The sequence below is a fragment of the Trinickia symbiotica genome (assembly GCF_003028655.1).
Classification (GTDB): Bacteria; Pseudomonadota; Gammaproteobacteria; order Burkholderiales; family Burkholderiaceae; genus Trinickia; species Trinickia symbiotica_A.
This window is the reverse complement of record NZ_PYUC01000008.1, coordinates 50,254-62,778: the sequence shown is the minus strand read 5'-3', so window position 1 is coordinate 62,778 and position 12,525 is coordinate 50,254. Positions and strand designations below refer to the sequence as shown.

13 protein-coding genes are annotated in these 12,525 nt (G+C 67.3%); 9 read left to right on the top strand and 4 right to left on the bottom strand.

Translation table 11 applies throughout. The annotated features are described in order from the left end of the window. The 3 genes from purD to upp form a co-directional block, all read right to left on the bottom strand. Nucleotides 1–1,275: a phosphoribosylamine--glycine ligase gene (gene purD, locus C9I57_RS16785; RefSeq protein WP_107151796.1), complete on the bottom strand. Its 1,275-nt coding sequence runs from the start codon at nt 1,273–1,275 to the stop codon at nt 1–3. Between the two features lie 180 nt (nt 1,276–1,455). Further along, nucleotides 1,456–2,184: a YebC/PmpR family DNA-binding transcriptional regulator gene (locus C9I57_RS16780; protein WP_107152046.1), complete on the bottom strand. Its 729-nt coding sequence runs from the start codon at nt 2,182–2,184 to the stop codon at nt 1,456–1,458. 320 nt (nt 2,185–2,504) lie between these two features. Further along, nucleotides 2,505–3,155, bottom strand: coding sequence for a uracil phosphoribosyltransferase (gene upp, locus C9I57_RS16770; protein WP_018442952.1), 651 nt, complete (start codon nt 3,153–3,155; stop codon nt 2,505–2,507). Nucleotides 3,156–3,309: 154 nt separating this feature from the next. Between upp and C9I57_RS16765 the strand changes: the two genes are divergently transcribed. The 9 genes from C9I57_RS16765 (at nt 3,310) to C9I57_RS16725 (ending at nt 11,618) form a co-directional block, all read left to right on the top strand. Further along, nucleotides 3,310–4,089: an SDR family oxidoreductase gene (locus C9I57_RS16765; protein ID WP_018442951.1), complete on the top strand. Its 780-nt coding sequence runs from the start codon at nt 3,310–3,312 to the stop codon at nt 4,087–4,089. A gap of 24 nt (nt 4,090–4,113) precedes the next feature. After that, a complete protein-coding gene (locus C9I57_RS16760; RefSeq protein ID WP_107151794.1) occupies nt 4,114–4,503 on the top strand; it encodes a methylglyoxal synthase in 390 nt (129 codons plus the stop codon). A gap of 59 nt (nt 4,504–4,562) precedes the next feature. Then, complete coding sequence (locus C9I57_RS16755) at nt 4,563–5,537, top strand: quinone oxidoreductase family protein (protein ID WP_107151793.1); 975 nt, start codon at nt 4,563–4,565, stop codon at nt 5,535–5,537. 14 nt (nt 5,538–5,551) lie between these two features. Next, nucleotides 5,552–6,250, top strand: a complete 699-nt coding sequence (kdpE, locus tag C9I57_RS16750) for a two-component system response regulator KdpE (protein ID WP_107151792.1) — start codon at nt 5,552–5,554, stop codon at nt 6,248–6,250. Between the two features lie 230 nt (nt 6,251–6,480). Then, nucleotides 6,481–7,113 carry a DUF4126 domain-containing protein gene (locus C9I57_RS16745; protein WP_018442947.1) on the top strand — a complete coding sequence of 211 codons (633 nt, stop codon included), beginning with the start codon at nt 6,481–6,483 and terminating at the stop codon, nt 7,111–7,113. A gap of 68 nt (nt 7,114–7,181) precedes the next feature. Next, the gene (locus C9I57_RS16740) at nt 7,182–9,740 is read left to right on the top strand and encodes an ABC transporter permease (protein WP_107152045.1); all 2,559 of its coding nucleotides are present in this window, start codon (nt 7,182–7,184) and stop codon (nt 9,738–9,740) included. Nucleotides 9,741–9,758: 18 nt separating this feature from the next. Continuing rightward, the gene (locus C9I57_RS16735) at nt 9,759–10,172 is read left to right on the top strand and encodes a group II truncated hemoglobin (protein ID WP_107151791.1); all 414 of its coding nucleotides are present in this window, start codon (nt 9,759–9,761) and stop codon (nt 10,170–10,172) included. Nucleotides 10,173–10,272: 100 nt separating this feature from the next. Next, nucleotides 10,273–11,007, top strand: coding sequence for an alanyl-tRNA editing protein (locus tag C9I57_RS16730; RefSeq protein WP_107151790.1), 735 nt, complete (start codon nt 10,273–10,275; stop codon nt 11,005–11,007). Beyond that, nucleotides 11,004–11,618, top strand: coding sequence for a DUF924 family protein (locus tag C9I57_RS16725; RefSeq protein WP_107151789.1), 615 nt, complete (start codon nt 11,004–11,006; stop codon nt 11,616–11,618). The genes C9I57_RS16730 and C9I57_RS16725 overlap by 4 nt, the downstream gene beginning before the upstream one ends. Nucleotides 11,619–11,658: 40 nt before the next feature. Here the strand turns inward: C9I57_RS16725 and C9I57_RS16720 are convergent, their stop codons facing one another. Beyond that, entirely contained in the window at nt 11,659–12,414 is a 756-nt protein-coding gene (locus C9I57_RS16720; protein WP_181321859.1) for an SDR family oxidoreductase, read from the bottom strand. Nucleotides 12,415–12,525: the final 111 nt, after the last annotated feature.

The following is a 12,525-nucleotide window of genomic DNA, read 5'->3' as shown; positions in this document are numbered from 1 at the left end:
TCAATGCTTTCGATTGAGCGCGCGATAGCCGATGTCGCGGCGATACTGCATGCCGTCGAACGAGATCTGGTTGATGGCTTCGTACGCGGCCGACTGCGCGCCGCGCACCGCGTCGTGCAGTCCGACGACGCAGAGCACGCGGCCGCCCGAGGTGACGAGCTTGCCGTCGACGAGCGCAGTCCCCGCATGGAACGTCACCGCATGCTCGGTTTCAGCCGGGATGTCGTTGATGCGGTCGCCCTTGCGCGGGGCATCGGGGTAGCCGTGCGCGGCGAGCACGACGCCGAGCGCGGTGCGACGGTCCCACGTGAGCTCGACCGTATCCAGCGTGCCGGCGATCGCCTGCTCGAGCACCTTCGAGAAATCGCCTTTCAGGCGCGCCATGATCGGCTGCGTTTCGGGGTCGCCCATGCGGCAATTGAACTCGAGGGTCTTCGGATTGCCTTCGGCGTCGATCATGAGCCCGGCATAGAGAAAGCCCGTGTAGCGAATGCCTTCCTTTTCCATGCCACGCACGGTCGGCAGAATGATCTCGCGCATCACGCGCGCATGCAGTTGAGGCGTCACGATCGGTGCCGGCGAATAGGCGCCCATGCCGCCCGTGTTCGGACCGGCGTCGCCGTCGAGGAGCCGCTTGTGGTCCTGGCTCGACGCGAGCGCGAGCACATGCTTGCCGTCGACCATCACGATGAAGCTCGCTTCCTCGCCCTCGAGAAATTCCTCGATCACGACGCGCGCGCCGGCATCGCCAAGCTTGTTGTCCGCGAGCATCATGTCGACCGCGGCATGCGCGTCTTCGAGCGTCGCGGCGACGACGACGCCCTTGCCCGCGGCGAGCCCATCGGCCTTGATGACGATCGGCGCGCCTTTCGCGTCGAGATAGGCGTGCGCAGAAACGGCGTCCGAGAACGTTTCGTATTCGGCTGTCGGGATTCCGTGGCGCTTCATGAACGCCTTCGCGAAATCCTTCGAGCTCTCGAGTTGCGCCGCTTCCTTCGTCGGGCCGAAGATCTTCAGGCCGCGCTGGCGGAACAGATTGACGATGCCGGCCGCGAGCGGCGCTTCGGGGCCGACGACGGTCAACGCGACCTGCTCTTTCTCGGCGAAATCGGCAAGCGCCTCGAGATCGGTGATGGCGACGTTGCGCAGTCGCTCGTCCTGCGCCGTTCCGCCGTTGCCGGGCGCGACGTAGACGACCTGGACGCGCGGCGACTGGGCGAGCTTCCATGCGAGCGCATGTTCGCGACCGCCCGAACCGACGACGAGTAATTTCATAGCAACAATCCTATGGCCTAAACGGGGCGGCCGGCGCATGACGCCGGCCGCGGTCTCTCAGCCTTGCATGGGCTGGAGCAAGCGCCAAAACGCCCACTCTTGCCGACAAATTCGAAGGGGGCCGCCCGGCGCGTCGCGTGGTGGTTTCGCACCATGCGCGCGCCAGCCGGCGCACGCGTGTCATTCCTCGATGATCGTCGCGTTCGTGTAGACCTCTTGCACGTCGTCGAGGTTTTCGAGCGCGTCGAGCAGCTTTTGCATCTTTACCGCTTCTTCGCCGGTGAATTCCACTTCCGTTTGCGGCTTCATCGTCACTTCGGCGAGCTCGGCCTTGAAGCCGGCCGCTTCGAGCGCCGTCTTGACCTTCGGAAAATCGGGCGGCGAGCAAAGCACTTCGACACTGCCGTCGTCGTTCGTGACGACATCGTTCGCGCCGGCTTCGAGCGCCGCTTCCATCAGCTTGTCCTCGGGCGTATCGGGCGCGAACAGGAACTGTCCGACGTGATCGAAGAGGAACGAAACGGAGCCGTCCGTCCCCATGTTGCCGCCGAATTTGGAGAACGCATGACGGACTTCGGCTACGGTGCGCGTGCGGTTGTCCGTCATCGTATCGACGATGATCGCCGCGCCGTTGATGCCATAGCCTTCGTAACGGATTTCCTCGTAGTTCGCGCCGTCCACGCCGCCCACGCCGCGCTGGATCGCACGGTTGATGTTGTCTTTCGGCATGTTCGCGTCGGTCGCCTTGTCGACGGCGAGCCGCAGGCGCGGATTCGAGTCGATGTCGCCGCCGCCCAGGCGCGCCGCGACCTGGATTTCCTTGATGAGACGCGTCCAGACCTTGCCGCGCTTCGCGTCTGCTGCTGCCTTCTTATGCTTGATGTTGGCCCATTTCGAGTGACCAGCCATACCCTTTCTCCGTTGCGCGCGCGTCTTGCGCGCTCGCATGATGCGTTCTTTAGTGCGGATCTGCGGATCGAATCGGCGAATCCGTGAATCGATCGGCCGCGATATCGAGTGGTCGAGCGGCGCGGGGCGCGCCAATGGCGCGGAAAATGCGGGAGCCGCCGCTCGGAAGCAGAGGAGAATTTTAGCACGCGGCCCGGGCGCGCCCGGCTCGTGCGGCTATCGGGCGCGGCCGGGTGGCGGGCGGATGCGTTTCAGCGCGAAAACGCGCTCGCGCGCTCGCGGGCAGCCACTTCGTGACGCCCTTCGCCGGCTCCGGCTCGCTAGTTCTTTGTCCCGAAGAGCCGATCGCCGGCATCGCCGAGCCCCGGCACGATATAGGCGTGCTCGTTCAGGTGCGAATCGAGCGAGGCGACGAAGAGCTTCACGTCCGGGTGCGCGCGCTGGAACACTTCCACGCCCTCGGGGGCGGCGACGAGCGCAAGGAAAAGGATCCGCTCGCCGGGCACGTTGCGGCGCTTGAGGACATCGATGGCATGCACGGCGGAATTGCCCGTCGCGACCATCGGATCGCAGAGGATGAAGGTGCGGTCCTCGAGGTCGGGCAGCCGCACGAGGTACTCGACCGGCCGGTGCGCCTCGTCGCGATAGACCCCGATATGCCCGACGCGCGCGGACGGAATCAATTCGAGCAGCCCGTCCGACATGCCGACGCCGGCCCGCAGCACGGGCACGATCGCGAGCTTTTTGCCGGCGATGACGGGCGCGTCGATCTCGACGAGCGGCGTCGCGACGCGCTTGGTCGTGATCGGCAGATCGCGCGTGATTTCGTAGCCCATCAATAGCGTCAGCTCGCGCAGGAGCTCGCGAAAGGTCCGCGTCGACGTGTCCTTGTCGCGCATATGCGTGAGCTTGTGCTGGATCAGCGGGTGATCGAGGATGAAAAGGTTCGGAAAACGGCTGTCTTGTTTCATGGGCGGGGCGCCGCGCGTAGCGGCGGCTCAAGGGGCTCGACGAGGTGAACGGCTCGGAACTCGGGGCGAGAGGGCCGAGGCGATGGACGCCAGTTTACCTCTACAATCGCGAGCATTCCCCATTTCGACTGCTTGGCAAAGCGAGGAGTGCAACATGGACATGGGCATCGCAGGCAAGACCGCGCTCGTATGCGCCGCGAGCAAGGGGCTCGGGCGCGGCTGCGCCGAGGCGCTTGCCGCCGAAGGCGTCGAGCTCGTCATTCTCGCCCGCACGGCTGAAACCCTCGAGGCCACCGCGGCCGACATACGCGCGAAGACGGGGGCGAAGGTGCGCACCGTGGCATGCGACATCACGACGCCCGAGGGACGTGAGGCAGCGCTCGCCGCATGTCCCGACCCCGACATCCTCGTCAACAATGCGGGCGGCCCGCCGCCGGGCGACTTCCGTCAGTTCACGCACGATGACTGGATCCGCGCGCTCGAGGCAAACATGCTGACGCCGATCGCTCTGATTCAGGCGACGATCGACGGCATGATCGCGCGCGGCTTCGGCCGCATCGTCAACATCACGAGCTCCGCCGTGAAGGCGCCCATCGACGTGCTGGGCCTCTCGAACGGCGCGCGCTCCGGATTGACGGGTTTCGTCGCCGGCGTCGCGCGCAAGGTCGCCACGCACAACGTCACGATCAACAATCTGCTGCCGGGCCTCTTCGATACCGATCGGATCGGCGCGACCTTCAGCGCGCAGGCAAAAGCGAAGGGGATCAGCATCGACGAAGCGCGCCGCGAGCGCATGAAGACGATCCCCGCCGGCCGCTTCGGTCAACCGGCCGAATTCGGCAAGGCCTGCGCGTTCCTTTGCAGCACGCATGCGGGCTACATCACCGGGCAGAATCTGCTCATCGACGGCGGCGCCTATCCGGGCACTTTTTAAGACAACAATCGGAGCTGATTCACCATGACCCCACGCGTCGCACTGATTGCGCACGATCACAAGAAGGACGACATCGTCGCCCTCGCGGGCGAATACGTCGAGTTGCTGCGCGGCTGCCAGCTCGTCGCGACGGGTACGACCGGAGGACGCCTCGCGGGCGCCCACGGTCTCACCGTCGAGCGCATGCTCTCGGGGCCGAACGGGGGAGACCTGCAGATCGGCGCGCGGCTCGCTGAAGGGGCGATCGATGTCGTCGTATTCTTGCGTGATCCGATGACGCCGCAGCCGCACGAGCCCGACATCAACGCGCTCGTGCGCGCCTGCGACGTTCATAACGTGCCGTGCGCGACGAACATCGCGACGGCGCGGATGATTCTCGACGCGCTCGCCCGGCGCATGCGCGGCGCAGCCTGAGCGAGCTTGCACGGTTCCGGCGGGTGCCGGGCGTGAGGCAACACATCAAGGAGAGCACGATGGTCAAGGCAATTCGATTCGAACGGGTCGGCGGCCCCGAGGTGCTGCAGTGGGTCGATGTCGAAGTCGGTGAGCCCGGCCCGGGGCAAGTCCGCGTGAAGCATCATGCGATCGGCCTGAACTTCATCGACGTCTATTTCCGGACGGGCCACTATCCCTTGCAACTGCCGGCGGGGCTCGGCATGGAGGCGGCCGGTGTCGTCACGGCCACGGGCCCCGGCGTGTCCGGGTTCAAGGTGGGCGACCGTGTCGCGTATGTCGCGCGTCCTCCGGGCGCCTATGCGCAAGAGCGCGTGCTGCCGGCCGATCCGCTCGTGAAGCTGCCCGATGCGGTTTCGTTCGACGCCGCCGCCTCGGCGATGCTGAAAGGATTGACGGCTCAGTACTTGTTGCGCCGAACGTTTCGCGTCGAGCCGGGGCAGACGATCCTGATCCATGCGGCGGCCGGCGGAGTGGGGCTCTTCGTCTGTCAATGGGCGAAAGCGCTCGGCGCGACGGTGATCGGCACCGTCGGTTCCGACGAAAAGGCGGAGCTCGCGAAAGCGCGCGGCTGCGATCATCCGATCGTCTATACGCGGGAGAATTTCACCGAGCGCGTGAAGGAGATCACGGGCGGTGCGGGCGTGCCGGTCGTCTACGATTCGATCGGCAAGGATACCTACCAGGGCTCCCTGGACTGCCTGGCGCCGCTCGGCTACTTCGTCAGCTTCGGTAGCGCCTCGGGACCGCTGCCGCCGATCGACGCGTCCGAGTTCGCGAACCGCGGATCGCTGTTTTTCACGCGGCCGACGCTCTTCACCTACACGTCGAAGCGCGAATGGCTCGACGCGATGGCGGCCGAGCTTTTCGACGTCATCGCCTCGGGCAAGGTGGAGACGAGTATCAACCAGCGCTACGCGTTGAAAGACGTGGCCGACGCCCATCGCGATCTCGAATCCCGCAAGACCACGGGCTCGACGATTCTCGTGCCCTGATCGATCGGTGCCCGATGACCGAGCCGACCGTGACCGTCGTCCTGATCGAAGACGAAAAGCAAATTCGCCGGTTCGTCCGCACGTCGCTCGAAGGCGCGGGAATGGTCGTGCACGACGCCGAGACGGGCAAGCAGGGGCTCGTCGAGGCGGCGACGCGCAAGCCCGATCTCGTCATCGTCGATCTGGGATTGCCCGATACCGACGGGCTCGATGTCATCCGCCAGCTGCGCGGATGGACCGAATTGCCGGTCATCGTGCTATCGGCGCGCACGCGTGAGGACGAGAAGGTGGCGGCGCTCGATGCGGGCGCCGACGACTATCTGACCAAGCCTTTCGGCGTGTCGGAGCTGCTTGCGCGCATTCGCGCGCATCTGAGGCGGCGCAATCACGGCGGTGCGGGCGAATCGCCGCTCATGCGCTTCGGCGAGGTCGAGGTCGATCTCGCCGGGCGACGCGTCGCGCGCGGCGGCGTACCCGTTCATCTCACGCCGATCGAATACCGGCTGCTCGCCACGCTCGTGCGCCACGCGGGACGCGTGCTCACGCACCGGCAACTGCTCGTCGAGGTTTGGGGGCCGTCGCACGTGGAAAGCAGCCACTACCTGCGCATCTACATGGCGCATCTCCGGCAAAAGCTCGAGCGCGATCCGGCGCAGCCGGAGCATATCCTCACGGAGACGGGCGTCGGCTACCGACTCGTCGGCGCTGTTTGACTCAGCCCAATTCGGCCGATAGGGCCGTGCGTACCAGGCCCCGCGCGATCGGCCGATTGCGAGCGAGGCTTTCGAATCGAGCCGGGCGCGCTGCCGCGGAGCGACGCCCGCGGCTCGCCGGCGGCGCCCGAGCGGCGTTTGCGGCAGCGCGTCTATAATCAAGAGAAAGCCGCGCGGCGCGAACCAGGGGGTGTCGCGGCATGCGCGGCAAGGGCTGACACGGAGGGGCGATGCTCGACGCACTTTCGCTTGGCGCCGGCCTCTCGTGGGCGAGCGGTCTGCGGCTTTATCTGACGGTGCTGCTCGTCGGCGTCTTCGCGCGCCTCGACATCATCCACTTGCCGGGTTCGCTCTCGGCGCTCGCCTCGCCCTGGGTCATCGGCGCCGCGGCCATCCTCGCCGTCGTCGAGTTCTTTGCCGACCGCATTCCCGCATTCGATTCGCTCTGGGATGCGATTCACACGTTCATCCGCATACCGGCCGGCGCGTTGCTCGCGGCCGGGGCGCTCGGCCATGCCGACCCGACGCTGATGACGATCGCCGCGCTGGCGGGCGGCACGCTCGCGGGCTCGGCGCATCTGACCAAGGCCGGCACGCGCGCGCTCATCAATCTGTCTCCCGAGCCGTTGTCGAACTGGATCGCGTCGTCGACCGAAGATCTGCTCGTCTGCATCGGGCTTGCGCTCGCGGTCTTCGCGCCGCTCGTCTTCCTAGCGCTGATGATCGCGTTCGTCGTCTTCGCGGGCTGGGCGCTCCCGCGGCTCTGGCGCGGCGTGCAAGGCGGCTTTCGCGCCATGGCGGCGCATATGGGTGCCCGATTCGGCGGCTCGCGCTTGACTTCGTTCGGGAGCAAGCGCGATTGAGGGGACGGACTGCAAGCGTGCCGGGCCGCCGCCCGGCGGTTTCGGATCTCATGCGGCAGGCGGCGCGCATGACCGCGCGCGACTGGCGCGCCGGCGAGCTTTCGATGCTCGCGATCGCGCTGGTCCTCGCCGTGGCGGCGCTCTCGAGCGTCGCCTTTCTCGCCGATCGCCTGCAGCAGGGCCTCGAGCGCGACGCGCGCCGCATGATCGCGGCCGATTTCGTCGTGCGCGCCGATCATCCCATCGATCGGCCGTTCGTCGATGAAGCGCACTCGCTCGGGCTCAAGACCGCGACCACGACGATCTTTCCGAGCATGGTCGGCCTCGCGCCGGCCAATGGCGCATATGCATCGACTCGCGTTGACGCACACGGCAACGAGTCCGACCCGCCGCCGCCCGCGGTGAGGCTCGCGGCCGTCAAAGCGGTTTCGCCGGGGTACCCGCTGCGCGGCGCACTGCGGATCACTGCGGCGCCCGACGCGCCCGATCGTCCCGCGAACGGCATTCCGGCGCCCGGTACCGTCTGGGTCGATGCGCAACTGCTCGGTGCGCTTCATGCGCACGTCGGCGATCGCGTCGTGCTGGGCCAGCGCACCTTTACGATCGCCGCTGTCATCACGCGCGAGCTCGATCGCGGGTTCTCGTTCGTCAACTTCTCGCCCCGTGTGATGCTCAATGTTGCCGACGTCGCATCGACGGGGCTGCTCGGCTATGGCAGCCGCGTCACGTATCGGCTGCTCGTGGCCGGCCCGGATGCCACGGTCGCTCGTTTCGCGCGCTTCGCGCATGAGCGCGTCGACGGCGGCCGCCTGCGCGGCGTCGCCCTCGAATCGCTCGAGGACGGTCAGCCGCAGGTGCGCGAGACGCTCGATCGCGCGGGCCATTTCCTGCGGCTCGTGTCGTTGCTGACAGCGCTGCTGGCCGCCGTCGCCATCGCGATGGCCGCTCATCGCTATACGCGGCGCCATCTCGACAGTTGCGCCGTCATGCGCTGCCTCGGGCTCGCGCAAGGCGCGTTGCGCACGCTCGTTGCGCTCGAGTTTTTCATCGTTGGCCTGGCCGCCGGAGTGGCTGGTGTAGCGCTCGGCTATGCAGGGCATTTCGCGCTGCTCGCGTGGCTTGGCGAGCTGATCGGCGTCGAGCTCCCCCAACCGAGCGTCGTGCCGGCGCTCGAGGGGATCGCGGCGGGGCTCGTGTTGCTGTTCGGCTTCGCGCTGCCGCCGCTCTTGCCGTTGACGCGCGTGCCGCCCGTGCGCGTGCTGCGGCGCGAATGGGGCGGCGAGGCGCGCATCGCCTGGTACGCCTATGCGATCGGGATCGCGCTCTTCGGCGCGCTGCTGGTGCTCGCGGCGGGCGAGGTGAAGCTCGGCGGCATCGTCGCGGGCGGCTTCGCGGCGGGGCTCGTCATATTTGGCGGGGTCGCGCGCGCGGCGCTTTGGACCACGTCGAAGATCGCACGCAGCGAGCGCAGCGTTCAGCGCATCGCGGCCGGCGTCGGCTGGCGTTACGCCCTTGCTTCGCTCGAGCGGCGCGGCGCCGCGAGCGCGCTGCAGATCACGGCGCTCGCGATCGGGCTCATGTGCCTGCTCATGATTGCGATCACGCGCAATGACCTCATCGCCGGTTGGCGCAAGTCGACCCCGCCCGACGCGCCCAACGAGTTCCTCATCGACATTCAGCCCGACGAGCGGCAGGCCGTGACGGATTATCTGGCCGCGCACGGCTTTCCGGGCGTCGTGCTCGAGCCGATGGTCCGCGGGCGGCTCCTCGCGATCGACGGCAAGCCTGTCGATCCCGCGTCGTACAAGGATGAACAGGCACGCCGTCTCGTCGATCGCGAGTTCAATCTCTCGTACCGCTCGAGCCTGCCCGACGATAACCGGATCGTCGCGGGCCGATGGTACGGCGACACGATACGGCCCGAGATTTCGATCGAAGAAGGACTCGCCAAGCTCGTCGGGATCAAGCTCGGCGACGTGCTGCGCTTCGACGTGACGGGCCTGACGATCGACGCGCCGGTCACGAGCGTGCGCAAGCTCGACTGGGGCACGTTCAAGGTCAACTTCTTCGTGCTCATGCCGCCTTCGTCGCTGAAGGGCTTTCCGGCCACCTACATCACGAGCTTTCGCCTGCCGCCCGAGCGGCGTGCCGTCCTCGATAGTCTGATCGCGGCCCATCCGAACGTAACGGCGATCGACGTCGGGCCGATTCTCGCGCAGATCCAGCACGTGCTCGAGCAGGTGATCGGCGCCGTGCAGTTCCTGTTTGCGTTCACGCTCGGAGCCGGCGTGCTCGTGCTTTATGCGGCGCTGGCCGGCACACGCGACGAACGCATGAAAGAATCGGCGCTCTTGCGGGCGCTCGGGGCGTCGCACCGGCAGGTGCGCGCGGTGCAGGCGGCCGAGTTCGCCGTCGTGGGCGCGCTGGCGGGGCTCATGGCGGCCATCGGCGCACAGGTGCTCGGTTCCGTCCTCGCGACGCATGTGTTTCTGTTCTATCTCGACTTCGATCCATGGCTGCTGCCGGCCGGCATCGCCGCGGGTATTGCGTGTGCCGGCGTCGGCGGGTGGCTCAGCTTGCGGCGTGTGCTCGAGCGGCCCGCCGGACAGTCGTTGCGCGATGCTTGATCTTTCACTTTTTCGCTTATGACCGATTCCACCGACGACGATAAGCCGTCGCAACCGAGCGCATTCGAGCTCATCGGCGGCGAGGCGCGCGTGCGCGAGCTCGTCGACCGTTTTTATGACCTGATGGACCTCGAGCCGGAGTTCGCCGGCATTCGAGCGCTTCATCCCACGACGCTCGAGGGCTCGCGCGACAAATTGTTCTGGTTCCTTTGCGGCTGGCTCGGCGGCCCTAGTCACTACACCGATCGTTTCGGCCATCCGATGCTGCGTGCGCGCCACCTGCCGTTCGCGATCGCCTCGTCCGAGCGCGATCAGTGGCTGCGCTGCATGGCTTGGGCGATGGAGGACGCGGGCCTGCCGGAATGGCTGCGCGAGCGTCTGCTGCGTGCGTTTTTCGATACGGCGGACTGGATGCGCAACCGGCCCGGCTGAACGCCCGGTACAGTCGCGACGGGGCGGCTCGCGAAGCGTGCTGTCGACGCGTCGCGACGAACGCGATAATCGACAACGAGATCGACAAGGAATCGGCCCTATGACGACACAAGCCCTTTTTCGAGAAGACGCCTATTTGACGCGATGCGAGGCGACGATCGCCGCGATCGGCGACGACGGGATCCTGCTCGACCGAACCGTTTTCTATCCGCTCGGCGGCGGCCAGGCGGGCGACGCGGGCGCGCTCGTCCTTTCCGACGGCACGCGCATCGACATTGCGGACACGCGCAAGGCGAAGTTCGAGGGTGCGACGCCCGACGACGCGCTGCACGTGCCTGCGCCGGGCCAGGAGGCGGTACTGGCGAGGCTCGCCGCGGGCGAATCCGTGCTGGCCGAGATCGATTGGGCTCGCCGCTACCGGCACATGCGCCTGCATACGGCGAGCCACCTCATGTGCGCGTTGCTGCCGTATCCCGTCGATGGCTGCAGCATCACGGTCGACTATGCGCGCCTCGACTTCGCGACCGTCGAGCCGATCGAGCGCGAATTCGTCGAGACGCGGCTTGCGTCGCTCGTCGATGGCGGGCATCGCGTCGGCACGGAATGGATCACCGACGACGAGATGGCGGCAAGACCCGAGCTCGTGCGCACGATGAGCGTGAAGCCGCCGATGGGGCTCGGGCGCGTGCGGCTGTTGCGCATCGAGGGTGTCGATCTGCAGCCATGCGGCGGCACGCATGTGCGCAATACGGCGGAGATCGGCGCCTTGCGCGTGGCCAAGCTCGAGAAAAAAAGCGCGCGCACGCGGCGCCTCGTGCTGGAGCTCGCGTCGTGACCGCGGGGGCCGGCGACTACGCCGCGCTCGCGCCGGCCGCGCGTGACGTGCTGGACTTCTGGTTCGGCGAGCCGGGCTCGGCGCGCTTCGGCAAAGAGTGGGATCGGTGGTTCGACGGCGACGAAGGGTTCGATGCGACGCTGGGCGTGCGCTTCGGCAAAACGCTGGAAGCCGCGCGGCGCGGGGACTTCGACGATTGGGAACGCTCACCGTTAGGTACGCTGGCGCTCATCGTCGTGCTAGACCAGTTCTCGCGGAACATTCATCGGGGCAGCGCCGAGGCTTTCGCCGGCGACGCGCGGGCACTCGCGGCGGCGCGCCGCATGGTCGAGTCAGGCGCCGACCGCCGCCTTCCCTCGGCGCAGCATCGCGCGTTCGTCTACATGCCGTTCGAGCATGATGAGTCCCGCGAGAGCCAGGAGCTTGCCGTACGCCTTTTCGAGGCGCTCGAGCGTGTAGCGGGATTGACCGGGTACCTCCGCTATGCGCGGCGTCACGCGGAAATCATCGAGCGCTTCGGGCGCTTTCCGCACCGCAATGCCATGCTTGGCCGGCGCTCGACCGATGCCGAGCGTGACTTCCTGTCGGAGCCGGGCTCCTCGTTCCGTTAAGCGGATCAGTTGCCCTAGCGAACATCGAAGCCGGGCGGACTCAGCGCCCGCCCGCAACGTCGAGCAGAGCGCCATTCACATACGACGCCGCATCGGAGAGCAGCCAGACGATCGCCGCCGCCACTTCGTCGGCGCGGCCGGGCCGTCCGGCCGGCGTTTGCGCGCCGAGTTGCGCGGCGCGATCGGGCTTGCCGCCGCTCGCGTGAATTTCGGTATCGATGAGGCCGGGGCGCACGGCATTGACGCGTATGCCGCGCGGGCCGAGCTCCTTCGCGAGTCCGATCGTCATCGTGTCGACGGCGCCCTTCGAGCCCGCATAATCGACGTACTCGTTCGGCGACCCGAGCCGCGACGCCGCGGACGAAACGTTCACGATCGCGCCGCCCGCTCCGCCGCGGTCCGTCGACATGCGCCGCGCCGCTTCGCGGGCGCAAAGATAAGCGCCCAAGACATTGACGTCGAACATTCGCTTAAGACGCGCGAGATCCATGTCCGCGAGCGGCATCGAGGGCGCGACGATGCCCGCGTTGTTGACGAGCGCATCGAGCCGGCCGAACGCTTGCGCGACGGCATCGAACATCGCGCTGACGGCCGTTTCGTCGGCAACGTCGGCCTGCACGACGAGGGCCTTGCCGCCCGCCTGCTCGACTTCGCGTGCCGTTTGCTCAGCCGCTTGCCGATCTCGCGCATAGTTGACGCCGACAGCCCAGCCCTCCGCGCCCAGCGACCGCGCGGTGGCGCGCCCGATGCCGCGGCTCGCGCCAGTGATGAGTACGACAGGCATCTCCGTGTTCATGTCAGTGCGCGTCCCCCAAGGGGACATCCTCCGGGCGCCGGCTCCGCCCCAAGCGCACTGACCGCCCCCGCGGGGGGCAGCGAACGAAGTGAGCGTGGGGGGCGTTCATGT